The organism is Streptomyces sp. E11-3, assembly GCF_046540415.1.
GTDB lineage: Bacteria > Actinomycetota > Actinomycetes > Streptomycetales > Streptomycetaceae > Streptomyces.
The window spans coordinates 69,231-93,516 of sequence record NZ_JAZGRL010000003.1 but is presented as its reverse complement, the minus strand read 5'-3'; the positions used below and the strand labels follow the sequence as shown (position 1 = coordinate 93,516).

At 70.1% G+C, this 24,286-nt stretch carries 23 protein-coding genes; 8 read left to right on the top strand and 15 right to left on the bottom strand.

Going from position 1 to position 24,286, the window contains the following annotated elements; translation table 11 throughout:
- Nucleotides 1–343 precede the first annotated feature (343 nt).
- Entirely contained in the window at nucleotides 344–1,681 is a 1,338-nt protein-coding gene (locus U9R90_RS29985; protein WP_411059934.1) for a PP2C family protein-serine/threonine phosphatase, read from the top strand.
- Nucleotides 1,682–1,764: 83 nt separating this feature from the next.
- On the opposite strand, the gene U9R90_RS29980 is transcribed toward U9R90_RS29985, so the two are convergent.
- The 4 genes from U9R90_RS29980 to U9R90_RS29965 all read right to left on the bottom strand — a co-directional run bounded on the left by U9R90_RS29980 (nucleotide 1,765) and on the right by U9R90_RS29965 (nucleotide 4,248).
- On the bottom strand, nucleotides 1,765–2,106 hold the full coding sequence (locus U9R90_RS29980; RefSeq protein ID WP_411060950.1) for a DUF2516 family protein: 342 nt from the start codon (nucleotides 2,104–2,106) through the stop codon (nucleotides 1,765–1,767).
- A 105-nt stretch (nucleotides 2,107–2,211) separates the two neighbouring features.
- Nucleotides 2,212–2,781 (bottom strand): hypothetical protein, encoded by a 570-nt coding sequence (locus tag U9R90_RS29975; protein ID WP_411059933.1) that lies wholly within the window; start codon nucleotides 2,779–2,781, stop codon nucleotides 2,212–2,214.
- A gap of 27 nt (nucleotides 2,782–2,808) precedes the next feature.
- Complete coding sequence (locus U9R90_RS29970) at nucleotides 2,809–3,255, bottom strand: helix-turn-helix domain-containing protein (RefSeq protein ID WP_411059932.1); 447 nt, start codon at nucleotides 3,253–3,255, stop codon at nucleotides 2,809–2,811.
- Nucleotides 3,256–3,321: 66 nt separating this feature from the next.
- The gene (locus U9R90_RS29965; RefSeq protein ID WP_411059930.1) at nucleotides 3,322–4,248 is read right to left on the bottom strand and encodes a GNAT family N-acetyltransferase; all 927 of its coding nucleotides are present in this window, start codon (nucleotides 4,246–4,248) and stop codon (nucleotides 3,322–3,324) included.
- A gap of 203 nt (nucleotides 4,249–4,451) precedes the next feature.
- Between U9R90_RS29965 and U9R90_RS29960 the strand changes: the two genes are divergently transcribed.
- Nucleotides 4,452–6,851 carry an ATP-binding cassette domain-containing protein gene (locus U9R90_RS29960; protein WP_411059929.1) on the top strand — a complete coding sequence of 800 codons (2,400 nt, stop codon included), beginning with the start codon at nucleotides 4,452–4,454 and terminating at the stop codon, nucleotides 6,849–6,851.
- Nucleotides 6,852–7,063: 212 nt separating this feature from the next.
- Here the strand turns inward: U9R90_RS29960 and U9R90_RS29955 are convergent, their stop codons facing one another.
- The gene (locus U9R90_RS29955; RefSeq protein WP_411059928.1) at nucleotides 7,064–7,417 is read right to left on the bottom strand and encodes a winged helix-turn-helix transcriptional regulator; all 354 of its coding nucleotides are present in this window, start codon (nucleotides 7,415–7,417) and stop codon (nucleotides 7,064–7,066) included.
- A 62-nt stretch (nucleotides 7,418–7,479) separates the two neighbouring features.
- On the opposite strand from U9R90_RS29955, the gene U9R90_RS29950 reads away from it, so the two are divergent.
- Nucleotides 7,480–8,388, top strand: coding sequence for an NAD(P)-dependent oxidoreductase (locus tag U9R90_RS29950; protein ID WP_411059927.1), 909 nt, complete (start codon nucleotides 7,480–7,482; stop codon nucleotides 8,386–8,388).
- An 80-nt stretch (nucleotides 8,389–8,468) separates the two neighbouring features.
- Here the strand turns inward: U9R90_RS29950 and U9R90_RS29945 are convergent, their stop codons facing one another.
- Both U9R90_RS29945 and U9R90_RS29940 read right to left on the bottom strand, forming a co-directional pair.
- Nucleotides 8,469–10,541 (bottom strand): HelD family protein, encoded by a 2,073-nt coding sequence (locus tag U9R90_RS29945; RefSeq protein ID WP_411059926.1) that lies wholly within the window; start codon nucleotides 10,539–10,541, stop codon nucleotides 8,469–8,471.
- A 63-nt stretch (nucleotides 10,542–10,604) separates the two neighbouring features.
- Nucleotides 10,605–11,234: a TetR/AcrR family transcriptional regulator gene (locus U9R90_RS29940; protein WP_411059925.1), complete on the bottom strand. Its 630-nt coding sequence runs from the start codon at nucleotides 11,232–11,234 to the stop codon at nucleotides 10,605–10,607.
- A gap of 105 nt (nucleotides 11,235–11,339) precedes the next feature.
- Between U9R90_RS29940 and U9R90_RS29935 the strand changes: the two genes are divergently transcribed.
- Nucleotides 11,340–12,311: a zinc-binding dehydrogenase gene (locus tag U9R90_RS29935; RefSeq protein WP_411059924.1), complete on the top strand. Its 972-nt coding sequence runs from the start codon at nucleotides 11,340–11,342 to the stop codon at nucleotides 12,309–12,311.
- Nucleotides 12,312–12,407: 96 nt separating this feature from the next.
- Here U9R90_RS29935 and U9R90_RS29930 read toward each other — a convergent pair whose 3' ends face one another.
- Complete coding sequence (locus U9R90_RS29930) at nucleotides 12,408–13,172, bottom strand: TetR/AcrR family transcriptional regulator (RefSeq protein ID WP_411059923.1); 765 nt, start codon at nucleotides 13,170–13,172, stop codon at nucleotides 12,408–12,410.
- Nucleotides 13,173–13,277: 105 nt separating this feature from the next.
- Here U9R90_RS29930 and U9R90_RS29925 point away from each other — a divergent pair, with 105 nt between their 5' ends.
- Entirely contained in the window at nucleotides 13,278–14,252 is a 975-nt protein-coding gene (locus U9R90_RS29925; protein WP_411059922.1) for an ATP-binding cassette domain-containing protein, read from the top strand.
- Nucleotides 14,253–14,322: 70 nt separating this feature from the next.
- Nucleotides 14,323–15,051 carry an ABC transporter permease gene (locus U9R90_RS29920; protein ID WP_411060949.1) on the top strand — a complete coding sequence of 243 codons (729 nt, stop codon included), beginning with the start codon at nucleotides 14,323–14,325 and terminating at the stop codon, nucleotides 15,049–15,051.
- 32 nt (nucleotides 15,052–15,083) lie between these two features.
- On the opposite strand, the gene U9R90_RS29915 is transcribed toward U9R90_RS29920, so the two are convergent.
- The 5 genes from U9R90_RS29915 to U9R90_RS29895 all read right to left on the bottom strand — a co-directional run bounded on the left by U9R90_RS29915 (nucleotide 15,084) and on the right by U9R90_RS29895 (nucleotide 21,059).
- Nucleotides 15,084–15,875 carry a hypothetical protein gene (locus U9R90_RS29915; RefSeq protein WP_411059921.1) on the bottom strand — a complete coding sequence of 264 codons (792 nt, stop codon included), beginning with the start codon at nucleotides 15,873–15,875 and terminating at the stop codon, nucleotides 15,084–15,086.
- 29 nt (nucleotides 15,876–15,904) lie between these two features.
- Nucleotides 15,905–18,217, bottom strand: a complete 2,313-nt coding sequence (locus U9R90_RS29910) for an aminoglycoside phosphotransferase family protein (RefSeq protein ID WP_411059920.1) — start codon at nucleotides 18,215–18,217, stop codon at nucleotides 15,905–15,907.
- A 158-nt stretch (nucleotides 18,218–18,375) separates the two neighbouring features.
- The gene (locus U9R90_RS29905) at nucleotides 18,376–19,251 is read right to left on the bottom strand and encodes a winged helix-turn-helix domain-containing protein (RefSeq protein ID WP_411059919.1); all 876 of its coding nucleotides are present in this window, start codon (nucleotides 19,249–19,251) and stop codon (nucleotides 18,376–18,378) included.
- A 200-nt stretch (nucleotides 19,252–19,451) separates the two neighbouring features.
- Nucleotides 19,452–20,198: an HAD family hydrolase gene (locus U9R90_RS29900; protein WP_411059918.1), complete on the bottom strand. Its 747-nt coding sequence runs from the start codon at nucleotides 20,196–20,198 to the stop codon at nucleotides 19,452–19,454.
- A complete protein-coding gene (locus tag U9R90_RS29895; RefSeq protein ID WP_411059917.1) occupies nucleotides 20,199–21,059 on the bottom strand; it encodes a winged helix-turn-helix domain-containing protein in 861 nt (286 codons plus the stop codon).
- 184 nt (nucleotides 21,060–21,243) lie between these two features.
- Here U9R90_RS29895 and U9R90_RS29890 point away from each other — a divergent pair, with 184 nt between their 5' ends.
- Complete coding sequence (locus U9R90_RS29890; protein ID WP_411059916.1) at nucleotides 21,244–21,432, top strand: hypothetical protein; 189 nt, start codon at nucleotides 21,244–21,246, stop codon at nucleotides 21,430–21,432.
- 50 nt (nucleotides 21,433–21,482) lie between these two features.
- Here the strand turns inward: U9R90_RS29890 and U9R90_RS29885 are convergent, their stop codons facing one another.
- Nucleotides 21,483–22,325: a winged helix-turn-helix domain-containing protein gene (locus tag U9R90_RS29885; protein ID WP_411060947.1), complete on the bottom strand. Its 843-nt coding sequence runs from the start codon at nucleotides 22,323–22,325 to the stop codon at nucleotides 21,483–21,485.
- Nucleotides 22,326–22,595: 270 nt separating this feature from the next.
- Here U9R90_RS29885 and U9R90_RS29880 point away from each other — a divergent pair, with 270 nt between their 5' ends.
- Nucleotides 22,596–22,781, top strand: a complete 186-nt coding sequence (locus tag U9R90_RS29880) for a hypothetical protein (protein ID WP_411059915.1) — start codon at nucleotides 22,596–22,598, stop codon at nucleotides 22,779–22,781.
- Between the two features lie 152 nt (nucleotides 22,782–22,933).
- On the opposite strand, the gene U9R90_RS29875 is transcribed toward U9R90_RS29880, so the two are convergent.
- Nucleotides 22,934–24,178 carry a GNAT family N-acetyltransferase gene (locus U9R90_RS29875; protein WP_411059914.1) on the bottom strand — a complete coding sequence of 415 codons (1,245 nt, stop codon included), beginning with the start codon at nucleotides 24,176–24,178 and terminating at the stop codon, nucleotides 22,934–22,936.
- Between the last annotated feature and the right edge of the window lie 108 nt (nucleotides 24,179–24,286).

Here is a 24,286-nt window from a genome sequence, read left to right as displayed (position 1 = left end):
GCGGGCGCGGGCGGCGGGCTCCGGCGGCAGGCGCGGGCCGGGCAGCGGGCGCGGGCGGCGGGCTCCGGCGGCAGGCGCGGGCTCAAGCGCGGGCTCGGCTCGGGCGTGTGCCCCGTCACGTGACGCAGCCCACCAGCCCGACCCGCCGGGCGTGACGTTCGTCATCCCCCAAGGACGCCGATACAACCCGGTTGCGCCCAAAAGTGCTGCCCAGCGCGGCATATGACAGCGGCTCTTCGCCGCACGCCATTCCACTGCGGCGCCCGCTAGCGCTATGGTCCCCGTCGGGTGGTCCGGCGAACGCGTTCCACCGCGCCCTCGGGGGGAGGGAAGGAACACAACCATGCCCGTACCCATACCGCGGCAGCGAACACTCCAGGCCGCGGAAGGTGGTCAGGCGCACCCGGCAGGTGTCGACAACGGCACCAGCCTGACCCTGCTGGTCATCGAGGACGATCCGGCAGGGGCACTGAGCGTGCCCGAACTGCTCGACACCGCGGGCAAGCCGATCCGCATCCGTACCGCCCGTAACCTCACCGAGGCCGAGCGGCTGCTCACCGACGACGTGCACTGCATCCTGCTCGACCTCGCGCTGCCCGCACCCGGCGCGGCGGCCGCCGCCGCTGCCACGACCGGCACAGGCACAGGCACCGGCACGGACACGGACGCCGCCGCCGACACCGGCAACGGCAACGGCGCCAAGCCCGACGAGCTGGTGACCCTGAAGCATGTGCTGCGCCTCGCACCCCGGCACGCCGTGCTCGCACTCACCGCGTCCGGTGACGCCGAGCGGGCCGTAGAGGCGGTCCGGGTCGGCGCCCAGGACTACCTCCTGCGGGAGGAACTGGACGCCCGGCTGCTCAGCCGCGCCATCCGGTACGCCGTGGAGCGCAAGCGCGCCGACTTCGCCCAGCGCCAGCTGACCGAGTCCCGGCTGCGCGCCCAGGAGAACGCCCGCCTGGAGCGCGGCCTGCTGCCCACGCCGCTGCTCGGGGGCTCCTCGCTGCGGTTCGCGGCCCGCTACCGGCCGGGCCGTTCCCGCGCCCTGCTGGGCGGCGACTTCTACGACACCGTTCGCACCCCCGACGGCACGGTGCACGCCATGATCGGCGATGTCTGCGGGCACGGCCCCGACGAGGCCGCGCTCGGCGTCGAGCTGCGGATCGCCTGGCGCGCCCTGACCTTCGCCGGGATGTGCGGGGACGAGCTGCTCGCCACGCTGCAGCAGGTCCTGGAGCACGAGCGCCCGGACGACGAGATCTTCGCGACGCTCTGCATGATCGACATCGCCCCCGACGGCCGACGCGCCGGACTCTGGCTGGCGGGCCACCCCTCGCCGCTGATCGCCCGCCAGGGACGCCCCGCCGAGCTGCTCCCGTACGACAACGGCGGCCCCGCGCTCGGACTGCTGCCACAGGCCCGCTGGTCCCGCCAACAGGTCGACCTCGGCGCCGCCTGGAGCCTGATGCTCTACACGGACGGGCTGATCGAGGGCCGCATCGGCCAGGGCAACCAGCGGCTCGGCCAGGACGGCATGGTGGAGATGGTCCGCCGCCAGATCGCGACGGGCCTGCACGGTGACGAACTGCTCGAAGCCGCCGTCAACGAGGTCAGGGACCTCAACGGCGGCGAGCTGACAGACGACGTGGCCGTACTGCTCCTGGACCGCGGCCGCGGCTGAGCCAGGCGGCCGAACCGGACAAGCCGGAAGGGCGAGGGCAGCCGAACCGGAAGGTTACGGGCGGGTGTGTGCGCCCCCGCGGGCTACCGTCCGCCGTTGTAGGGACCGTACGGGCCGTCGCTGCTGGAGCCGCCGCTCCGCTTCCCGCCGCTGCCACCGGTGACCTCACGCAGGGCGGGCCGCACATCGACGAAGAACACGATCGTCGCGATCAGCCCGGCGATCTGCAGGAACAGGAACGGAACGACCAGGTTCACCGCGACCGTGACGCCCAGGATGATCACCCAGAACATCTTGGTCTGCTTGTTGGCGGCGCGATAGGCGTCCTCGCGGGCCATGCCCGCCATCACCAGCGCCACCACGGCGAGCACGAGCATGGCGGTAAAGATCAGCCACAACAAGTTGCCGAAGCCCTGCGTCAGCACAATGCCCACCGCCCGAGTCGAGTCCGCCTACGGATTCACCGTACCTGGAGAACGGCCGGAGCACCCCGTAGGTGCCCCGGCCGCCGGACGGTCAGCTGCCAACGGTCACTTGGCAGGGGACGTGGTCTTCTTGGCCGTCGTCTTCTTGGCGGTGGTCTTCTTGGCGGTGGCCGTCTTCTTCGCCGCGGGCTCCTCGTCCGCCACGGCGACCGGCTCAGCCTCGCCCGCCGCCAGCTCCTCCTTCTCCTTCTCCTGCTCCTCCGCGGGCTCGCCGCGCCAGGTCTTCACGGCGCCCTCACCGCGCTCGGCGACCTTGTCGTACGTCTCGCGCGCCTTGACCACGCCCTCGGCGGCGAACCCGACGCCCTTCAGCGCCACGTCCTGAACAGCGTCACCGATCTTCTTCAGGTCGGTGTCCAGCGTGCCGATGAACCCGGTGACCTTGTTCTGCACGAGGTCCTGCGCCTCCTTGGCGCGGGCGACGGCCTTCTGCTGCACGTCCTTCGGGTCGGTCTTGCGTACGGTCTCGACCCACGCCGGCGCCTCGGCGCTCAGCTGCTCGATCAGACCGGGCACCTTCAGCGCCTGCTCGTACGCGATGTCAGCGGTCCCGGCGAAGAAGTAGAGCGGCTTGGGGTCGGCGGCGGCCTTACGGATGTCCTCGGCAATAGCCATGGCTGGTCCTCCTGGACTGGACGGAAATCAAGCTGATGGGGGTCGGTCTTCATCACTGCCGTCGACCGTGCGGGCCCCGGCATCGGCGGCGTCCGGAACGGGTGTCGTCACACCGGACGACGTGACATCGACCCCGTTCTCCTTGCGAAACGACTCATAGATCTGCAGCAGCACCTGCTTCTGCCGCTCGTTGATCGTGGGATCGGCGAGCACCGCGGCCCGCGTCTCCACTTCGCCCCGCTCCCGCTCGTCGAGAATCCCGGCCTGGACGTACAGCGTCTCGGCGGAGATCCGCAGCGCCTTGGCGAGCTGCTGCAGAATCTCCGCGCTCGGCTTGCGCAGGCCGCGCTCGATCTGGCTCAGATACGGGTTGGACACCCCGGCGGCGTCGGCGAGCTGCCGAAGCGACAGCTGCGCGTTGCGCCGCTGTTCGCGCAGGTACTCACCGAGATTGCCGACGTTGAGTGATGCCATACCCCGATGCTGCCTCACCTGTGCTAACTATTGCAAGCATCTGCTTGCAATAGTGTTCCACGCCACTCATGGCCTGGTGAGTGACAAGGGCCGCGGCGCAGCGTGTTCACGCGCGAAGTCGTACACGGCCCAGTCGGTGACCGGGACGTATCCGATGCGTTGGTAGAGGGCGTTGCTGGTGGGGTTGGCCGGGTCCGCGTACAGCACGACGTCGGTCGCGCCCGCGGCCAGTGCGGCCCTGCTCACCTCGACCGTCACGGCGCCCGCGTAGCCACGGCCACGGTGGTGGGCCGGGGTGTAGACGGGGTCCACCCGGACCATGGCGGCGGTCATCGAGGTCACGGCCGCCATGGAGACCGGGGTGCCGTCCGGGGTCTCCCAGAACGTGAAGTGTCTGTCGCCGAAACGCGAGTCGTCCCAGGAGCCGGCGTCGATCAGGTCGATGGAGGACTGCTCCCCTACGTCGACACAGAACTCACGGCACCAGCGCACGACTTGCTCACGGTCTGTCCCGCCCGTGATGCGGCCCCGGCCCGCTGGGTGCGGCTCCGGTGGGGTGAGCGTGCCGAGACGGTACAGACGGATCCGGTTGCTGAGTGTCGGCGCCGCGCCTGTGTGCCGCTGCCAGGCCTCAGCGAACGCGGTGGCGGTGTCGTGGTCCGCGCTGACGTAGGGGAGGGAGTGTCCGAGGGCGGCCAGACGGGCGGCGAGCGTGTCGGCATGATCGGGGGCGAGGGGGGTGACGGTCAGGCCGCGGGCCGGGAGGCGGTAGAAGGTGGCGCGGACCTCGCCCGCCGACTCCAGTCGGCCGAAGAGGGTGGCTTCGGCGCCGTATCCGTCCGCCCCGCCTGTTCGCGACGTTCGCGATGTTCGCAGTTTCTCGATCACTGTCAGCGGCGTGTTGTGCAGGGCGGGCCGTGAGCGCAGGAAGTCTCCGGCCCGGGCGAGGAACTCGTCGACGTCTTCGGTGAGGTGCCAGTCATCCGGTCGCATGCTTCATGGTCCCCGATGGGTTCGCCGTGTGTGGTCGACGTCGGGGGCCAGAAGGATCAGGAAAGGATCAGGAATCGAGAAGCGCGGCCCCCCGCGCCGCGGCTAGCGTGACGCCAGGAGCCGGTACCCGGCTGGGCAGCTTGAGCCAGGCGACGCCGACGGAGACCGCGAAGGCGGCCCCCGCACTCACGGATGGAGACACGATGAGCAGCACGGCCACGAGGACGGACACGCAGTCGCCTGCGCCGCACAGTGCCGACAGCCACGATCTGATCCGCGTACACGGCGCGCGCGTGAACAATCTCAAGGACGTCAGCATCGAGATCCCCAAGCGCCGGCTGACGGTGTTCACCGGCGTCTCCGGCTCGGGCAAGAGCTCACTGGTGTTCGACACGATCGCCGCGGAGTCGCAGCGGCTGATCAACGAGACCTACAGCACCTTCGTACAGGGCTTCATGCCGACGCTGGCGCGGCCCGAGGTCGACGTACTCGAAGGACTGACGACCGCGATCATCGTCGACCAGCAGCGGATGGGCGCCGACCCCCGCTCCACGGTCGGCACGGCCACCGACGCCAACGCCATGCTGCGCATCCTCTTCAGCCGGCTCGGCAAGCCGCACATCGGCTCGCCCCAGGCGTTCTCCTTCAACGTCGCCTCGATCAGCGGAGCGGGTGCGGTCACGCTCGAACGCGGCGGCAAGACGGTGAAGGAGCGGCGCGATTTCAAGATCACCGGCGGTATGTGCCCGCGCTGTGAGGGCCGCGGCTCGGTCTCCGACTTCGACGTGTCCGCGCTGTACGACGACAGCCTGTCGCTCAACGAGGGCGCGCTCACCATCCCCGGCTACAGCATGGACGGCTGGTACGGCCGTATCTTCCGCGGCTGCGGCTTCTTCGACCCGGACAAGCCGATCCGCAAGTTCACCAAGCGGGAGCTCCAGGACCTGCTCCACAAGGAGCCGACCAAGATCAAGGTCGAAGGGATCAACGTCACGTACGAAGGACTGATCCCGAAGATCCAGAAGTCGTTCCTCGCCAAGGACCGCGAGGCGATGCAGCCGCACATCAGGGCGTTCGTGGACCGGGCGATCACCTTCGCCACCTGCCCCGAGTGCGACGGTACCCGGCTCGCCGAGGCGGCCCGGTCGTCGAAGGTCAAGGGGATCAGCATCGCCGACGCCTGCTTGATGCAGATCAGCGACCTGGCCAAGTGGGTCCGCGGCCTCGACGAGCCGTCGGTGGCGCCGCTGCTCGCCAAGCTGCAGCACACCCTCGAAGCGTTCGTGGAGATCGGCCTCGGCTACCTCTCGCTCGACCGGCCGTCGGGCACGCTGTCGGGCGGCGAGGCGCAGCGCGTCAAGATGATCCGCCATCTCGGGTCGTCACTGACCGACGTCACCTATGTCTTCGACGAGCCCACCATCGGCCTGCACCCCCATGACATCCAGCGGATGAACGACCTGCTGCTGCGGCTGCGGGACAAGGGCAACACGGTGCTCGTCGTGGAGCACAAGCCGGAGGCGATCGCGATCGCCGACCATGTCGTCGACCTCGGTCCTGGAGCCGGTACGGCGGGCGGCAGCGTCTGCTTCGAGGGCACCATCGAGGGGCTGCGGGCCAGCGGCACCCTCACCGGCCGCCATCTCGACGACCGTGCCGTCCTCAAGGAGTCGCTGCGGACGCCCAGCGGCACCCTGGAGATCCGCGGCGCGTCGGCGCACAACCTGCGCGACGTCGACGTCGACATCCCGCTCGGGGTGCTCACCGTCGTCACCGGGGTCGCCGGCTCCGGCAAGAGCTCGCTGATCCACGGCTCGATCCCGCCCGGCGCGGGGGTGGTGTCGATCGACCAGACCCCGATCCGCGGCTCGCGGCGGAGCAACCCGGCCACGTACACCGGACTGCTCGACCCGATCCGTAAGGCCTTCGCGAAGGCCAACGGCGTGAAGCCCGCGCTGTTCAGCGCCAACTCCGAGGGTGCCTGCCCCACCTGCAACGGCGCCGGCGTCATCTACACCGACCTGGCGATGATGGCCGGCGTGGCCACCACCTGCGAGGAGTGCGAGGGGAAGCGGTTCGAGGCGTCGGTGCTGGAGTACCACCTCGGCGGCCGCGACATCAGCGAGGTGCTCGCGATGTCGGTGGCCGAGGCTGAGGAGTTCTTCGGCACCGGCGAGGCGCGCACACCGGCCGCGCACAAGATTCTCGACCGGCTCGCCGACGTCGGGCTCGGCTACCTCACCCTCGGCCAGCCGCTCACCACGCTGTCCGGCGGCGAGCGGCAGCGGCTCAAGCTGGCCACGCACATGGCCGAGAAGGGCGGCGTCTACGTCCTCGACGAGCCGACCACCGGTCTGCACCTCGCCGACGTCGAGCAGTTGCTCGGCCTGCTCGACCGGCTCGTCGACTCCGGCAAGTCGGTGATCGTCATCGAGCACCACCAGGCGGTCATGGCACACGCCGACTGGATCATCGACCTCGGCCCCGGCGCCGGCCACGACGGCGGCCGGATCGTCTTCGAGGGCACACCCGCCGACCTCGTCGCCGACCGCTCCACCCTCACCGGCGAGCACCTCGCGGCCTACGTCGACGCGTCGCGGTAGCCGCGACGGCCCGGAGGCCCTGCGGGCCGACGGCCACGCGGGCGGGAACCGGCGCTCTCGCGACTGGGTTGCCGGGCACCGGCGAGAGCTGACCGGGGGCCCGGTACCCACTTTTTTGTGGGTACTTGTCGGGGCGCGGCGGTGAGGCGAGGCTGTGTATGGGCGGTCGGAGTGCCGCCCACACACAGGACACACGGGAGGTTGACGGTACGTCAGGACACCGGTTGGGCCTGGCTGGTGAGCCTGTCCAGGCGGCGGTGCCCCCAGTCGGAGACGGGCCCCAGCGCGTCCGCGAGGTCGCGGCCGAACTCCGTCAGGGAGTACTCGGTCTTCAGCGGTAGCGCGTCGTGCACCTCACGGTGCACCAGCCCGTCGGCCGCCATCTCGCGGAGTGCCTGAGTCAGCACCTTCTCGCTGAGCCCGGGCAGCTTCCGGCGCAGCTCGCCGGGGCGGTGCGGCCCGTCCTCCAGCAGCCACAGCAGGCTGGTCTTCCACTTGCCGTCGATCACGGCGATCGCGGCGGTCACTCCACAGACGTTCGGGTCCTGTGCACGGCTGCGCGTCATCCTCGTATCGCCCCATTCGTCATTGTTTGCCGCTAATTATCCAGGAGTTGAGATTGATGTCCATGCGTACGGAACATACGGAACATACAGAATGTACGGAACAGTCCGCCGTCACCGTGCTCGGCCTGGGGCCGATGGGCCGGGCCCTGGCCACCGCGTTCGTCGAAGCCGGGCTGCGGACCACGGTCTGGAACCGGACGCCGGGGAAGGACACGGAGCTGGTGGAGCGGGGTGCGGTCAGTGCTCCGTCGGCCGAGGCAGCCGTCGCCGCCAGCGAGTTGACGGTGGTCTGCGTGGTGAACTACGACGCCGCGGACGCCGTCCTGCGGCGCGACGAGGTAGCCGACGCACTCAAGGGTCGTACGGTGGTGAACCTGACCGCCGACACCCCGGACCGCGCCCGGAACACCGCGCGCTGGGCGGCCGAGCACGGCGTCCGGTACCTGGACGGCGCGATCATGACGCCGACCCCGACCATCGGTACCCCGCACGCGGTCTTCATCCACAGCGGCCCGGAGGACCTCTACCGCGAGCACCAGCCCGTACTGGACGCGTTGGGCGGCACCCACACCCACCTCGGCGACGACCCCGGCCGGGCGGCGGCGTACGACATCGCGCTGCTCGACATCTTCTGGACCTCGATGGCGGGCTACGCGCACGCGCTGGCGGTGGCGAAGGCGGAGGGCATCAGCCCCCGGGAACTGGCACCGTTCGCGCAGGGCATCGGCGCGATCCTCCCGCCGATCTTCGAGCAGACCGCGGAGGAGCTGGAGCGCGGCGACTTCTCCGGCGACGGCAACCCGATCACCTCGGCCGTGTCCTCCATGAGCCATATCGTCCACACCTCCGAGGCTCACGGCATCGACGCCGGCGTGATGCGCGCGGCCGAGGGCCTGGCCCGCCGGGCGGTCGGGCGGGGCCATGGCGCGGACGGGTTCACCCGGATCGCCCAGTTGCTGAGCGATCGGTGACGAGAGCCTCGCATCCGCTGGGGCCGACCAGGCCGGTCTAGCACTCCGGACTCAGCGTGCCCGATTCGGTCACGGCCGGCTCAGAACGGGAGCGGCCGGCTGTGCACCACGTCCAGGCGGGAGACCGCCCTGGTCAGGACCACATACAGGCGATGCAGGCCGCGCGGCTCCGCCTCCGCGATAGCCGCCGGTTCGAGGGCCACCACGTGGTCGTACTCCAGGCCCTTGGCCGTCGACGCGGGCAGCACCGTCACCCGGGCCGTGAGGTCGTCGGGGCCCGACGCGGCGATGCCCGCGGCGGCGAGGGCCGCGTGCAGCCGGGCGGCGTGCGGGTCGGCGGCGATCACGGCGATCGAGCCGTCGCGGGTGAGTGCGGTACGTACCGCGTCGACGGCGCCCGCGACCGCGTCCCGCACCTGGCGCAGCCGCAGTTCGCCGTCCGGGCGCAGGGAACGCGCGGGCGGCACGTTCACGTCGAGCGCCCCGAGCAGCCGGTTGGTCAGCGCGACGACCGCGGCGGGCACCCGGTAGCCGGTGGTCAGCGGGACGATGGTCGCCTCGGGTTTGCCCAGGTGGGCGAGGAGTTCGGGCCAGTCGCGGGCGGCCCACGGGGTGGTGCCCTGGGCGAGGTCGCCCAGTACGGTCAGCGCGCCGAAGTCGCAGCGGCGGGCGATCGCCCGGCACTCCATCGGGGAGAGGTCCTGCGCCTCGTCGACGACGATGTGGCCGTAGCCGTCGGGGCGTTCGATGAGGCCCGCCACCTCGTCGAGCAGCACCAGGTCGGCCGCGGACCACCGCGCGGATCGGTGCGAGCGGGGCGGTCGGCTCCACAGGAGCTGCTTCTGCTCCTCTACGTCGAAGATCCCGTCGGCCGCGGTTGCCAGGGCATCCGGGTCGGTCAGGAGCGCGGCGACCACCTCCTCGGGGCTCGCCTTCGGCCAGACCTCGTCGACGAAGGCGGTGACCGGGCGGGCGCGGCCGATCCTCCGCAGCCAGGCGTCGCCGCGCGGGCCCGCACGGCGTTCCGCCTGCTCCCGCAGCAGCCGTACGACGCGCGTACGCACCCGCTCCCGGCCGATCGCGTACGGCGGCGACTCGCCCCGCACCTCGTCGACGACCCGCGCCAGCTCACCGAGCCCGATCCGCCAGCGGTACGAACCGTCCGGCACGGCGAGGGAGTTGGCGGGCGGGGCGACCCGGGCGTAGAGCGCGCGGTGCAGTACCCGCGCCATTCGGGCGTCGTGCTTGAGGGCCGCGACGGCCTCGCGGTCCTCGGCCCGTACGGGGTGACGGGCGATCTCGTCCAGCGCCGTGGACTGACGGATGTCCGCCTCGCCCAGCGCGGGCAGCACCTGTGCGATGTAGGAGAGAAAGGTACGGCCCGGACCGATGACCAGGAGGCCGCCGCGCTGGAGGCGCTGCGGGTAGGCGTAGAGGAGGTACGCGGCGCGGTGCAGCCCGACGGCGGTCTTGCCGGTGCCCGGGGCGCCCTGGACGCAGAGGGACTGGGCGAGTTCGGTGCGTACGAGGTCGTCCTGCTCGGGCTGGATGGTGGCGGCGATGTCGCGCATCGGGCCGACGCGGGGGCGCTCGATCTCTTGGGTGAGGACGGCGCTGGGTGCCGTTGATTCGACTGCCCCTGACTCGACTGCCCCTGACTCGACGGTCCCTGACTCGACGGTCCCTGATTCGGCTGCCCCGCCCAGGTGTTCGTCCTCGATGCCGGTCAGGTCGGCCGATTCGCCCCGGCTCCCAGGGGCCCACCCGAAGCGGCGCCGGACAGCCACGCCCTGCGGGTCATGGGCGCGCGCCTGGTAAAAGGCACGGGACACGGGGGCCCGCCAGTCCACGACCAGAGGTGGGGCCGCGGGGTGTTCGCTGACGCGGAGGCGGCCGATGTGGTGGCCGGTGCCGTCGGTGAAGTGCAGCCGCCCGAAGAAGAGCGGGCCGTCGGGGAGTTCACCGAGGGCCTTGGCGTGGCTACGGAACCGGTAGCCGAGCACCTCGGCGTCGGCCCCGGACGCGGAGACGTCCTCACCGGTGACGACCTGTTCGGCGGCGCCTTCGCGCATCGCGGCGAGGGCGGCACGGCAGGCGTCGTGGTGGGCACGCTCCTGGGCGAGCGAGGCGAGGGCATGGTCGAGTGAGGTCACCCCTCCAGAATAACGTTACTCAGTCACATTTCTTACCGAGTCTTACCTGATCTCGGGTAGTCCTCAGGCGTACCGCCCCAACCCCGACCGCAACTGCGCGAACGCCACCCGGGCCGCCGCCGCCGCGCCCGGCGCCACCGCATCCGCGCTCTCCCCGGCCGCGATCCGCCGCCAGTTCTCCTCCGCGAGCACCCGCTGGACGGCCACCACCTGACCGGCGGCCAGCCGCGCCGCCACCCCGTCACCGAGCGCTGCCGCCAGCACCTCCTCGGCCCGCCCCTGGTACGCGTACAACCGCGCCACCAGCGACGGCGTCCCGTAAAGCAGCCGATGGAAGGCAAGCACATCGGGCGCGTCGCTCAGCCCGGTCACCGGGTCGCGGCGCTCCAGCCCGTCGCGGAAATGCAGCTCCAGCGCGTCCAGCGGCGACTGCCCGGCCGCCCGCCCGGCGACCACCCGGGCGGCCTCGCCCTCGTGGTCGGCGAACCGGTGCAGCACCAGGTCCTCCTTGGCCGGGAAGTACCGGAACAGCGTCGGCTTGGAAATCTCGGCCGCGGCGGCCACCTCCGCAACGGACACACGGTCGAAGCCCTTCTCCAGGAAGAGCGCGATCGCGGTCTCGGAGACCTCCTGGTACATCCGCCGCTTCTTGCGCTCCCGCAGGCCCATGTCGCCCTCACCGCCACCGCTCATGCACGGAAGCGTACGCAGCCGATTGACCTCAACCTTGCTTCATGTTTGAGACTCCTGACGTACCGACCAACCCGGTCAGCACGCTTACAACGAGGGGTGTACGTCATGCGCGTGGCACAGGTGTCGAAGTTCGGCGGTCCGGAGGTTCTGGTGACGGCCGAGGCGGCGGAGCCGGTCGCGGGGGACGGTGAGGTGGTCATCGAGGTGGCGTACGTCGACACGATCTTCGTGGAGACGCAGGTCAGGAGCGGCTGGGGCGGGGAGTTCTTCCCGGTCGAGCCGCCGTACGTGACCGGGAGCGGGGTCGCGGGGATGGTGCGTGAGGTCGGTGCGGGGGTCGATCCCGGCTGGCTCGGGCGTCGGGTCGCGTCGTCCGAGGGGTTCACCGGGGGATCCGCCGAGCGGGTCGCGCGGGCCGTCGCGACCCTGACGGCGGTGCCGGACGAGGTCTCCCTGCGTGACGCGGCCGCCCTGGTCACCGACAGCATCACCGCGCTCGGCCTGGTCGAGCTGACCGCCGTCAAGCCCGGTGAGCGGGTGCTGATCCTGGGCGCGTCCGGCGGCATGGGCACCCTCGCCGTGCAACTGGCGCACGCCCGGGACGCGCAGGTGGTGGCCGTCGCCCGCGGGGAGCGGAAGCTCGCCCTCGTACGGGAGTTGGGCGCCGACGCCACGGTCGACGGCGCGGACGAGAACTGGCCTGAGCGGGCCCGCGAGGTGCTCGGGGCGGCCGGGGCTGACGTCGTCCTGGACGGGGTGGGCGGCGCGTTCGGCGCCAGGGCGCTCCCGCTGGTCGCGGACGGCGGGCGGCTCTCCCTGCACGGCGCCCCCACCGGGGACTTCGCGGACATCGACCCGGCTCAGGCCGAGCGCCGGGGCATCACCGTGTACGGCATCGGCGAGATGCAGTTCGGGCCGCAGGACCAACTCCGGCTGCGGGAAGCCGCGTACGAGGAAGCGGCGGCGGGGCGACTGCGGCCGGTGGTCGGCGAGGCCTTCCCGCTGGACCGGGCAGCCGAGGCCCACGCGGCGATCGAGGGGCGGGCACTGGTGGGCAAGGTGCTGCTGGAGGTGTGACGGCCGGGGCCTGCGGGGACCTCTGGGGCCCCGCAGCGTTCTGTGAACGGCGTCCGAGCGACGGCGCCCGAGCGACGGCCTCCGAGCAACATCGTCCTAGGGGCGGCGTCGCGTCACCAGAGCCTCGATCCCGTCCAGCAGCGTCTGGAGCCCGAACTCGAACTCCGCGTCCGGCTCGTCCGCGTACTGCATCACGCCCGAGTCGAGCAGTCGGGTGACGGCCGGAAAGCGCTCGGGGTCGGTGAGGGCCCCCAGCGCGCGTACGTATCGCCGCATCGTCTCGTCCGGTGTGACCCCGCGGGCCCTCATCGCCGCGGCCAGGTCGGCCATCAGCAGGGACTCGCTCCGTACGAACCCGCCGATCAGGGTGAGTACGCCGAGCTTCTCGTCCTCGGCGAGGCCGGTGTCCGCGAGGGCCGCGAGGCCCTGCTCCATCCAGGCCACGTTGTTGGGCCCGAGCGGCGGCCCGGGGGTGGGGATGTGCAGCATCCACAGGTTCCGGTGCGCCACCTCGCGCTGCGCCCTGACCCACCGCGCGACGCACTCGCGCCATCCGGATCCCGGCGGCGGTGGCTCCGGCGGGCGGCCCACGGCCGCCTCCTGCATCAGTACGTACAGCTCGTCCTTGGCCGCCACATAGCGGTACAGCGACATCGGCGAGACGCCCAGCTCCTTGGCCACCCGCCCCATGGACACCGCGGCCAGCCCCTCGGAGGCCGCGATGCCGACCGCCGCCGCCACGATCCCGTCCAGGCTGAGCCCGGGCTTGGGTCCCTTCGCGGGGCGTTCGCGCAGGCCCCAGGCCAGGGCGAGGCTCTCCGGCAGCCCGGTGTCGCCCGCTTCCGCTTCGGCCTCCGCCACGTACGCCGCCTTCCTCTTCGCCCCCGGCTTGACGCACATCCTAGTTCTGCGTAACCCTTACACAGTAATGCGTAATGGTTACGCAGTACGGAGGAGGGGCGCCCGATGCCCGACCAACCCGCCACGCCCGACCGGTCTCACCAACCCGCCATCGAGGCCACCGGCCTGACCAAGGCCTACGACGACGTCCAGGTACTCAGTGGCGTGGACCTGACCGTCCCGCGCGGCGCCGTACACGCCCTGCTCGGGCCCAACGGCGCGGGCAAGACCACCGCCGTACGCATCCTGGCGACCCTGATCGCCCCGGACGCCGGGACCGCCCGGGTCGCCGGGCACGACATCAGGACCGACCGCGCCGGGGTACGCCGCGCGATCAGCCTCACCGGCCAGTTCGCGGCGGTCGACGAGCTGCAGACCGGCGCCGAGAACCTCCGCATGATGGCGCGGCTGGCCCGCCTGAGCCGTCCGGCCGCCCGCGCCCGTGCCGCCGAACTACTGGCCCGCTTCGACCTCACCGACGCGGGCCGGCGCCTGGTCCGTACGTACTCGGGAGGCATGCGGCGACGCCTGGACCTGGCCGCGTCCCTGGTCGGCGAACCCGAAGTGATCTTCCTCGACGAGCCGACGACCGGCCTGGACCCGCGCAGCCGCCAGGAGCTGTGGAGCGTCGTACGGGAACTGGCGGCGCAGGGCACCACGGTCTTCCTCACCACCCAATACCTGGAGGAGGCCGACCAGTTGGCGGACCGGATCGCGCTCCTGGACGGCGGAAAGCTGGTCGCCGAGGGCACATCGGACGAGCTGAAGCGGCGCGTCGCGGGCCACCGCCTGGACCTCACCCTCACCGACTCCGCGACCTATATGCGGCTGGCGCCGCACGCCGTGCACCACTCCCCCGAGACCCGCACCCTCGGCATCCCGACCGACGGCAGCGCGGGCCAGGTCCGGGCGCTGCTCGACGAGTTGGACCCGACCCGTACCGCGATCAGGAGCTTCTCGCTGCACACCGCCACGCTCGACGACGTCTTCCTCGCGCTGACCCGCGCCGCGCCCACCTCTGAGGAACGTGCCCATGTCTGAGACCTTGCCCCGCCCTCGACCTCGACCTCGACCGCGGCCCCTACCTCCGTCCCTGTCCGACGTGTTGACCATGACCGGCCGCTCGCTGCGCGTCAGCCGCCGCCAAGTGGACGCCCTCATCACGTCCCTGGCACTCCCGGTCATGCTGCTGCTGATCTTCGTCTACTTCTTCGGCGGAGCGATCCAGACCGATACCAAGACCTACGTCACGTACGTCGTCCCGGGCGTCCTGCTGCTCTGCGCCGGATTCGGTTCGTCGACCACCGCCATCGCCGTCACCGACGACCTCAAGGGCGGCATCATCGACCGGTTCCGCTCACTCGACGTCGGCGGCGCGCCGATCCTGGCCGGACATGTCTTCGCCTCGGCCGCCCGCAACCTCGCCGCCACCACCCTCGTCTTCGGCGTGGCCTTCGCGATCGGCTTCCGCCCTGCGGCCACCGTGGCGGGCTGGCTCGCGGCGATCGCGGTCCTGCTCGCCTTCATCCTGGCCCTGTCCTGGCTCTCGGCAACGGTCGGCCTGCTCGCCAGAACCTCCGAAGCCGCCGGCGGCTTCACCTTCTTCGTCAGCTTCCTGCCCTACCCGAGCAGCGCGTTCGTCCCCATCGACACCATGCCCGGCTGGCTCCAGACCTTCGCCCACAACCAGCCCGTCACCCACGTCATCGAGTCCCTGCGCGGCCTCCTGCTGGGCCAGCCGGTGGGCTCGACTCCGTGGCTGGCGCTGGTGTGGTGCGCGGGCATCCTGGCAGCTTCGGTGGTGGCTTCGGGGGTGCTGTTCCGGAAGCGGACGCAATAGCGGGCTCCGGGTCTCCACCAAGATCCGGGTGTCTACCAGGAAGGGAGGGTGGCCTTGCGCCACCGGCCGTCAAAGTGCCTGATCCATGTGGCAACGGCCGTCTCGGCGGCAGCGGTTGCCTCCTTGCGGGACCAGACATGCAGATCCGTGTCGTACCCCTTCGGATCGAAGACCTCCCGGTCGGGGTTCTGCAGCCGCATGCGGGCTTCGACGTTGTACAGGCCGTGCAGCACCAGTTCCTGGTTGAATATGCAGATCTTGTCTGTCGGCTCGCCGCCGTAGAGCCGGTACTCACAGGCGACGCGCACTCTGCCCTGGGTGCTTATCCTGTTCGCCAATCCCGCGAGAACCTGGTCATAGTCCTGGCACTTGGCTGCGAGGCGCTGGCGGAACTCGGGGTAGTCAACGGGAGACCCATCGGGTCCGACCAACGAGGGAACTGCCATTTCCCGGCCGAAGTCCGGAATCAGCAGTCTGATCGAGACCTGCTTGGTCGCCCCGGGGTCGTCCAGCAGGCGTTCCAGCCGGTGATACAGCTCGTTGTAGAGCGTCTCCCCGGTGTATCCGAGGAAGCAGATCTCGACTCTTCTGGCCTGGAAGGCCTCGCTCACAAAGCCGCCCAGATCCCGCGAGTTCACCATGGACCGGGCGGGCGGCCGCACCGAAACAGCCAGATCCTTCACGGCGTCGTAGAGGAGATAGGCCACCAGGCTCAGTAGTGCCCCGCCCAGAAACGCCTTGCCCTGCAGGGCGTCGCCCACGGGCTTGACGAACTGGGCTATCAGGCCAGTGGCAAAGATCCCGAGCAGCAGAACGCGTGTCACAGCCGACTCGAAACGCGCCTGGAACCGCCTCAGTCGCTCGCCGATGCCCCCGTCGGTGCGCCCACGCCCCGGACCTGTGCTCGCCAAACGCCCCAACCCCCCGTGTCGCGCACGTGCGGTCCGCCGGATGCTGCCCGACTCGATGTGACATGGTCACCCTGCGGAAGCGCGAGGGCAAGATAGGGATTGGCCGTGGGTTTGGCGCGCACGCCCAGCGCCGCGGTGGCGGCGGCCAGGGTGCTCGCGTAGGAGTCCACAGCCCGGCGCACGTTGGGGGCGTCGAGGCTGGCTCCGGTCACCAGGCGATCGAGGTCCACGTAGGCGGAGCGGATGATCTCGATCCACCGGTATACGTGCCTGTCCTCCTCCCACCCCCTTGTGCACTCCTCGGGTAGCAGGCGGCTCCAGCGGTGGAACATGCGGCTGCGGATCTCCTGACGGGCCGGAGTCAGATGCAGATGGCGGACCAGGTCGTACAGCGGGTCGCCGATCAGCGCCATCTCCCAGTCGATGATGGTCAGGCCGCCCCCCGAACGGCGCACCAGGTTCCAGGGGTTGAGGTCGCCGTGCAGCAGGGACTGGGTCCGCGGACTGACCCGGAAGCGGCGAAGGGTGTCGCGCAGCTGATGGCCGTCCGGCAGCCCGAGCTCACGCGCCAGCTTCTGTGACTCCCCCGGCAGTTGATGCACAAGCCGCACCAGTTCCTCGCGGAGCCAGTCGCAGAAATCCACCTGACCGGCTGTGGGGTCGAGTGGCCCGGGATCGACCCGGGTCAACTCACAGAGCTGGTCGACCAGGTCGTCCGCCTCAGCGGGCAGGAGTCCGTCCACGGGGTGATTCGGCGGTCGGAGACCGTCCGTCGGGCCTTCGTAGGAATGAATGGCGAACGGGTCCCCCAGGTTACTTCCCAGGGCCAGCACCTTCGGGGACCTCACCCGCACCCCCGAGCGTTCGATCGCTGCCAGCACGGCGTGTTCACTCAGGAAACTGCGCTCCAGGCGGGACGGCGAGGTCACCTTCCGCCGCACCACGACCGGTGGTTCGATCGCCGTCACCCGAACCACCGTGTTCAGGTGGGATGTTCCCTTGAACACCCGGCCCGCGGGGGCCGCTCCCTCCGCCGCCAGCGCTTCCAGCACACACCGCTGGGTGGAATCCGAGGGCTCAGGGAAACGCTCGTCGCACTCCCACGCGATGGCGGAGACCGAACGGCCACCGCTGTGCCGCCCGCCGCGGGCCGCCCGCCATCTGAAGAGAATGCGCTCGACCTCGCTTTCGTCCGGCACGCTGGAAAGTCGCAGGGGACCGGCGGCCGCCAGGAGGGCGCGGTACGCCGCTGCCGTCGCCTGGTCCAGGCTCTTCTGGTCGAACGCGGCCCCCAGGGAGTTGGCCGCCCGCATGACATCGGGATAGACGGACTGGGCCCGTTCGAAGGCCACGTAGAGCTTGAGGTCGGACTTGAGGCCGTTCACCGCCATCGGCGCGGTGCGTTCCATGGCGGCAGACCATGCGTCGACCACCTCCCCCCACTGGAAGTCGGGATACCGCATCCGCACCAGATGGGTGGCGAGATCGTGGAGCGGGTCGCCGTAGGTCGCCAGCTCCCAGTCGACGCAGATGAGCGGTGGATCACCGTGGTAGGAAACGATCACGTTGTCCCGGTGCAGATCCGTATGAAGCAGGCTGTACGGGCGATGAGCCATGGCCGGTACCCGTTCGGCGAACCGGACCAGTGCGTCCTCGGGAATCCCCAGGGCCGCGAACAGCCCACCGAATTCAGTCCAATTGGGCTGCCGGATCTGCCGCTCCGCCTGCAGTGCCATGGTGCGCAGAAACGCACTGCTGTCCCTGGTGCTGCGCGGCCAGTCCGACGGCAACCGGGGCAGGTCGTCCCTGCGTACCTTGACCATCTCGGCGAGCAGCCCGGCCAGCGCCTTGATCAGCCGCGAGTCGACCGGCTTGCCGTTCTGGCAGACGCTGGAGAGCGGAACTCCCTCTACATAGCTGTGCACCGCGACGTCGCCGTGTTTGGCCAGGCACTGCGGGACCATGGGGAGCACCCCCTTGATGGCGGCGAGGATCTCGGCCTCATCCGGCCAGGACCTGATGACCACGGGGAGCGCTTCGCGCCTGGGGATGCGCACGGTCACAGGCTTCCCCACGGCTCCGCGGCCGAGTGCACCGGACAGCGGCTCGGTGAGCGGAACCACGAAGTTCCTGTTGTGGTGGCCGCGGCTCATCACACCGCAGTCGACGGCATGACGTACGAAGCGGTGGAACACGTCGCGTGGGCCGTCCTCCAGCGAGAGGCGAAATGGCGAGGGCGCGGAAGGTCCAGCCACAGGGCCACTCCTGGATAGTCACGCGAGGACGTCGGAAATGATGCACACCCTAGAGGGGGCCGCTAGTGCACACGATGCGGGTGGGTGGAAGTCTGCGCTAAATGGGGTAACACCCTTCGACGCCGTTCGAGATGTGCCCGACTTGTTCGCTTCCTCGGCTATGGATCCTCGGCCAGCAGATTCCAGCAGGAGTTGAACCACGCCTGCATGCTGGCAACGAACACCGAACCGTGGGAGTCCGCCTCCGCGTCAACCACGAAATGAGTAAGGGTGGAGCCGAAGCCGAGGACGTCCAGAGCGTCGACCCCCTCGCCGCTGTCCAGGAGGATGCGGCGCTCGATCACCTCGTACGGGCCGTGCAGCGCCTCCGTGCCGTTGAGCAGGTAGAGCTTGAACGGCGGTACCAGCGGAACGTGCCGGATCACCATATCCACGGACTCCACCAGATCCTCCGTCTCCAGCTCGCGCAGCACGGACCGCAGGGAGGCCGTGGCGCGGCCGGTGATGTCCCGTAGCCGTGTCTGCAGGCGTTTGTCCCGCGTATCGGCCTTGACCTGCGGATAGGGAAGATCGATCTGCTCCGCCGGCAGCAGCATCCGGACGCTGATCCGCCGCGGAGTGATGAGCCCGGCGCGGACTCGCTCGGCCTGCACGCGGACATGGGCGTCGAGTGTCTCGGAGGTCAGGGTGAAGACATCCAGGGTGACTTCCGGTTTCTCGAACGCGGCGTTGAGGAAGGGCCCCAGGGTGATGCGCCCCGGATGACCGCTCCTCGCCGCACTCGATGCAGCCGTCGGGGTCTTCAGCACCCGGGACCCGCTGCCCTGCCGGGACTCGATCCACCCCTGCTTGGCCAGTATCTTCAGCGCCCGCTGCACGGTGTCCCGCGAGACTCCGAACTCATCGGCGAGCTCTCGCTGAGTCGGCAACAGCGAGCCGACCCCGTACGTACCACCGAGCAGCCGGTCCCGCAGCGCGCCGAACACGCGCTGGAACTCCTTGCCGCCGCCCTCGCCGGTCCGCACGTCGCTCACACAGCGACGCTACCGCCGCACGCCTAGCACCAAACCAGTTTCAGTCAAATTGACTGATCTCTGGGGGTGTTGGTTAAGGGATCAGAAGGACCGGGGACATCCAATCCAAGACAACCAGTCCAATTGGACAGCTAGTTGTCCACTCGTCGGGTGGCGGAAGGGATGGGGGCATGAGGTTCTGCCAGCGGTCCGTGCTCGGTTCAGACCTGCGCCTGCCTCCACACCAGGTCGACGACGGGCCCCAGCGAGCTCACCACCAGCTCCGCCCCCGCCGTACGCAGTCGCTTCTCCCGTCGCTCGTCCCGCCCGTAGCCGAGGAAGGCGATCCCGGCCTCGCGGGCCGCGTACAGGTCTGCCGGGGTGTCGCCGATCATCAGCGATGTGGCGGCCGGCATGCCGAGGGATTCGAGGGCGCGGTGGAGGCAGTCGGGATCCGGCTTGAGGAGCCGGAGCCGGTCCGTGCGGCCGTGGATGCCGCCGTTGAAGCAGGCGGTGAGCCTGCGGCTGCGCAAGTAACTCTCCACGACCTGCGGGGAGTTGTTACTGGCGACCGCGAGTCCCACGCCCATCGCGCTCCAGGTCTGGATCAGCCGGTCCACGTACGGGGTGGGATAGGCCGTGGCCGCCGCGCGCAGCTCCTCCCTGGTGAGGCGGGCCTCGAGGTCCGTCACCAGATCGCTGTCCGGATGGCTGCGGCCCACCGCGCGCAGGACGACATGTGGGTCTCCGGAGAGACGTTCCTCCTCGGTGAGGAGACCGGCCAGGCCGTGCTCCTCCAGCCAGGTCACCAGGTTGTCCGCGACGTCGTTGGCCCGGTGGCCGGCGAAGAGGCGGCAGATGGGGCCGTCGAAGTCGAAGAGCACACTCTCCACTCCGGCGACCAGACTTCGGAGGTTCTCGGTCACCTTGGCCACCCGTTCGGTTCGTGTCGTGTCGGAAGAGGTCACCTACGACAGTGTCAGGTCCCTGGTGATGGTGTTCCAGAGAGCGTCGAACCACTTCTGCGACTCCTGCACAAACGACTCGTCCCGGTGCGCCTGGCCCTTCTCGAAGGAGAACAGCAGGGAGCGGGTGCCGAGGGCGTCGTACAGGTCCAGGGTTCCGCTGTCGAGCTCCTCCTCGCGTCTGGCGACCATGTAGTACGCGAAGAGCGCCTCGCTGCCGTTGAGCAGGTAGAGCTTCACCGGAGGCGTGAAGGGCAGGGCGCGGAAGGTGACCTGGACGTCGATGTCGTGACTCGCGCGCAGGGCGAGGAGGTTGTGCCGCAGCACCTGACCCTGGGCGTTGCGCTGGGCCAGCCAGCGGCTGTGGACCGGGTCGTCGTCATCGTCGGGCTGCTCGGCCGCGGTGGGGAAGGCGAGCGCGATCCGGCTGCTGGGGAGCAGGACGCGGACGTTCACCGACTCGGGGCGTACGCGGCCCTCGTGGATGAGGCGCAGGGGTTCACCGAGGGCCAGCATCAGGTTCTCGGCGGTGAGGCAGAGCGCGTCGACACGGACCGCGGGGGCGGCGAAGGCCTCGGCGAGGCGGGGCCCCAGGGCGACCATCGTGGGCTGGGGCTCCTCCGTCGCGGGCTCGGGGGCGGGGGCCGCGGCCACCTGGGGCGGGCTGCCCTTGGTGACGTTGATGAGCAGCCCCTCGTCCTGCAGCACCCGCATCGCCTGGCGCACCGTGCCGCGCTCCACGCCGAACTCCTGGGCGAGCCTGGCCTGGGTCGGCAGCTTGCTCCCGGCCGGCAGCACCCCGCGCTGTATGCGGTCACGCAGCTCGTCGGCGATCTCCGGATAGGAAGGCTTACTGCCGTTCATCGCAACGCTCTCCTGAGTCACAACCAAACGCTACAACTGCTCACCATCTAGCCGCAGTTGTTTTGAAGTTGTTTATGAATGCCGACCAAGTGGGGACAACCTTGGTGTAGTTGGTTGCCAACTCTGCCAAGGCTGGCAGAAGTTCGGGAATCGCCGCTCCTCCCCACCCCGAAGGAGGAACCACATGCCGGTCATCGCCATACTCGGGGCGGTCTTCATCGTCGCCTTCGAAGAGCTCGTCGAGTGGAAGTACGGCCCCACGGGGGTCATCGGACTGCTGCTGTTCGCCATCGGAGTCAAGGCGAGGAACCCCACCTGCAGCTCGATCGGGGCCGTGGTCCTGATGCTGACGGTGACCAGCCCCGCGGCCTAGATCCTGATCCGCCGGACAGGCTCCGAATCCGCCGGACCGGCTCCGACTCGCTAACCCTTCAGGGTCAGCTCTGAACTGATCGTGTTCCACAGGGCGTTGAACCAGAGGTGGGACTGCTCCACAAAGGTGGTGTCACGCAGCCCGGCCCCCTGGTCGAAGGCGAAGAGCATCGACTGCGTGCCCTGTGCGTCGTACATCTCCAGATACTCGTGGTCGATCTCCTCACCCCGCTTGGCGAGCGTGTAGTACGCGAAGAGCGCCTCAGCGCCGTTGAGCAGGTAGAGCTTCACGGGAGGCGTGAACGGCAGGGCGCGGAAGGCGACCTGGACGTCGATGCCGTGGCTGGTGCGCAGGGCGAGGAGGTTGTGCCGCAGCACCTGGCCCTGGGCATTGCGCTGGGCCAGCCAGTAGCGGCGGACCGACTGCCGCCCGTGGTCCCCCGGCTCACCGATCGGCACCGGGAACGCGAGGTCGATTCGGCGGCTCGGCATCAGCACCCGGACGTCGACCTTGGCCGGTTTCGTACGGCCCGCATGGACCTGCCGTAGCGCTTCGCCGATCGCCAGGGTGAGCGAGACCGAGGTCAGGCAGATCGCGTCGATCTCCACATGGGGGTGCGTGAACGCCTCGGCGATCCGGGGGCCGAGCGCCACCATGGTGGGCTGCGGCCGGACTTCGGGGCTCGCGAAGGCGTGCGTGACGGTGTCCGCGACGGTCGCCGGACTGCCCTTGGTCATGTTCGTCAGCAGCTGCTCGCTCCGCAGCGTACTCAGCGCCTGACGGACGGCGCCGCGCTCCACGCCGAACTCGTCGGCCAGCTGCGCCTGAGTCGGCATGCGCTGGCCCGGCCGCAGTTCCCCGGACCTGATCCGGGACCGCAGTACGTCGGCCACCTCACGGTGAGACCGCCTGGCTCCTTGGGCTCCGTCGACACCCTTGTCGGCATCAGGAGCGACACGCTCCGGGCTCACAACAGCACAGTACAACTTCCCGCCATCTTTGGGGAGTTATTGCGAAGATGGTTATGGACTGGCTGATTTTGGAGATAAGTCCGGGTGAGTTGGTAACCAACTTGAGCAACATGGCTAGACCCCCAAAGGGTTGGTGACCCACACGGCCATCTCCGCGTCGCAGGGTTCCCTCCCATCCCTCAGGAGGACCTCATGCCGCTCATCGCTCTCATCGCCGTCGCACTCGCCGTCGGTTTCGAGCTCCTCGTGGAGTCGAGGTTCGGCCCGATGGGCGCCATCGGCTTCGCCATCCTGGCCATCGGTATCAAGGCCAAGAACACCGCGGTCAGCAGCGTCGGGGCCGTGATCCTGGTCGCCCTGCTCGCCCAGTCCAGCTGACCGCTCGCCCAGTCCAGCTGACCGCTCGCGCAGTCGAGCTGGCCGCTCGCCCAGTCCAGCTGACCGGCCGAGCTCCCCGCGGGTGGGGAGCCGGGAGCCCGGCCGGTCAGCCAGCGGACACCCCCGGCGGTCGTGGAGGACGTACGCACGCGTCAGAACACGTCCGGGCACCAAGGCCGCCGGGAGGTACGGAACAGGGCGTCCGCGACCGCGGCGGCGCCCGGCCGCTCCTCCCGCACCCGCCCCAGCGCCGCGAGCCGCACCGCCGACTCGTCCCCCAGCCACAGCGTCCCCAGCTCGCTGACGTCCAGCGAAAGGTCGGCGGACCGGGTGGTCGGCGCGCAGGACGCGCCGTCCCCGGTCGCCTCAAGACGGAAGCGGCCACCCGCGAGGCCGTGCCGGTCGGCCACCTCCAGAACCAGGCCGCCCGACCCTTCATACGTACGGGACTCCAGGGCCGCCACGACGTCCAGCAGGCGCACCCACATCCAGTCCGCCTGCCCGACGATCCGCGCCGCGCGCGGGTCGGGGAACAGCAGCTGCACCAGGTCGTCGGGGGCGCGGAAGCCCGTACGCACCTTCAGGATCCAGTCGATCGAGCAGAGGTAGTGCCACAGAGCGCGCTCGGCGGCCGGGGACACGGCGATCAGCTGGGACACCTTCGCGGTGTTCAGCGGCTGGCCGGAGTCGCCCCACTTCTCGTCCGCGCGGTAGACGACCAGGCCGTCGACCGTGCCGTTCGCCGAGCGGTACACCGCGTAGTGCGGCTCCTCCCAGGGCAGGCCGTTGTGCTGGATCTCCCCGGTGTTCACCCGCCACCAGCGCTCGTCACGGGTGACCGTGCCGGGCTGCGTGGCGCGCAGGCGCTCGTACAGCTCGGGGCCGAGCTTGCGGACGTCCGCCGCGTCGACCAGGTCGATCCGGCCGCCGTCCGCGGGGCCCGACCAGCGGGGGTCGAGGCCGGTACGGGGTACGTCGATCTCCCACTCGGTGATCCAGGTCGCCGGGCCGAAGCCGTACCGGCCGTAGATCGGGTACTCGGCGGCGATCAGCGAGGCCAGTACGTCGCCGCGCTCCTTGGCCGCCGTGAGGTCGGCGGCCATCATGCGGGTCAGCAGGCCGCGGCGGCGGTGGGTCGGCGAGACGGAGACGTTGGTGACCGCGTCGGCCCGGACCTGTGCGCCGCCGACAGCGGTGAGCTCCTGGGCGAAGGAGCGGAAGGTGGCCACACAGCGGCCGTCGTCGAAGGCGCCCTGGGTGCGCGCCGGGTCCGTGAACGATCTCCGGTCCGCAAGCTGTTCGTCGGAGATGACCGGCGAGCGCAGGAAGCCGGTGTTCAGGGCGCGGGTCCAGTCGTGAACCTCGGCGTCGGTGATCGGGCGGACGTCTATGGCCATGCGGTCACGCTAGGCGGCGAGGGCGGGGCGCCGCGACCGGGTTTTGGGAGCGTACGACCTCGGCGAGCCCCAGGGTGTCGCGGCGGGCGCGGGGGCGGCGGCGCGGGG

Excerpts from the sequence above, each read along its gene's own strand:
- U9R90_RS29935 (WP_411059924.1), top strand. The coding sequence starts at position 11,340 with ATGCGCGTGGCACAGGTGTCGAAGTTCGGCGGTCCGGAGGTTCTGGTG.
- U9R90_RS29925 (WP_411059922.1), top strand. The coding sequence starts at position 13,278 with ATGCCCGACCAACCCGCCACGCCCGACCGGTCTCACCAACCCGCCATC.
- U9R90_RS29955 (WP_411059928.1), bottom strand. The coding sequence starts at position 7,417 with ATGACGCGCAGCCGTGCACAGGACCCGAACGTCTGTGGAGTGACCGCC.
- U9R90_RS29960 (WP_411059929.1), top strand. The coding sequence starts at position 4,452 with ATGAGCAGCACGGCCACGAGGACGGACACGCAGTCGCCTGCGCCGCAC.
- U9R90_RS29950 (WP_411059927.1), top strand. The coding sequence starts at position 7,480 with ATGCGTACGGAACATACGGAACATACAGAATGTACGGAACAGTCCGCC.
- U9R90_RS29895 (WP_411059917.1), bottom strand. The coding sequence starts at position 21,059 with ATGAACGGCAGTAAGCCTTCCTATCCGGAGATCGCCGACGAGCTGCGT.
- U9R90_RS29965 (WP_411059930.1), bottom strand. The coding sequence starts at position 4,248 with ATGCGACCGGATGACTGGCACCTCACCGAAGACGTCGACGAGTTCCTC.
- U9R90_RS29940 (WP_411059925.1), bottom strand. The coding sequence starts at position 11,234 with ATGAGCGGTGGCGGTGAGGGCGACATGGGCCTGCGGGAGCGCAAGAAG.
- U9R90_RS29920 (WP_411060949.1), top strand. The coding sequence starts at position 14,323 with ATGACCGGCCGCTCGCTGCGCGTCAGCCGCCGCCAAGTGGACGCCCTC.
- U9R90_RS29890 (WP_411059916.1), top strand. The coding sequence starts at position 21,244 with ATGCCGGTCATCGCCATACTCGGGGCGGTCTTCATCGTCGCCTTCGAA.
- U9R90_RS29975 (WP_411059933.1), bottom strand. The coding sequence starts at position 2,781 with ATGGCTATTGCCGAGGACATCCGTAAGGCCGCCGCCGACCCCAAGCCG.
- U9R90_RS29880 (WP_411059915.1), top strand. The coding sequence starts at position 22,596 with ATGCCGCTCATCGCTCTCATCGCCGTCGCACTCGCCGTCGGTTTCGAG.
- U9R90_RS29970 (WP_411059932.1), bottom strand. The coding sequence starts at position 3,255 with ATGGCATCACTCAACGTCGGCAATCTCGGTGAGTACCTGCGCGAACAG.
- U9R90_RS29985 (WP_411059934.1), top strand. The coding sequence starts at position 344 with ATGCCCGTACCCATACCGCGGCAGCGAACACTCCAGGCCGCGGAAGGT.
- U9R90_RS29875 (WP_411059914.1), bottom strand. The coding sequence starts at position 24,178 with ATGGCCATAGACGTCCGCCCGATCACCGACGCCGAGGTTCACGACTGG.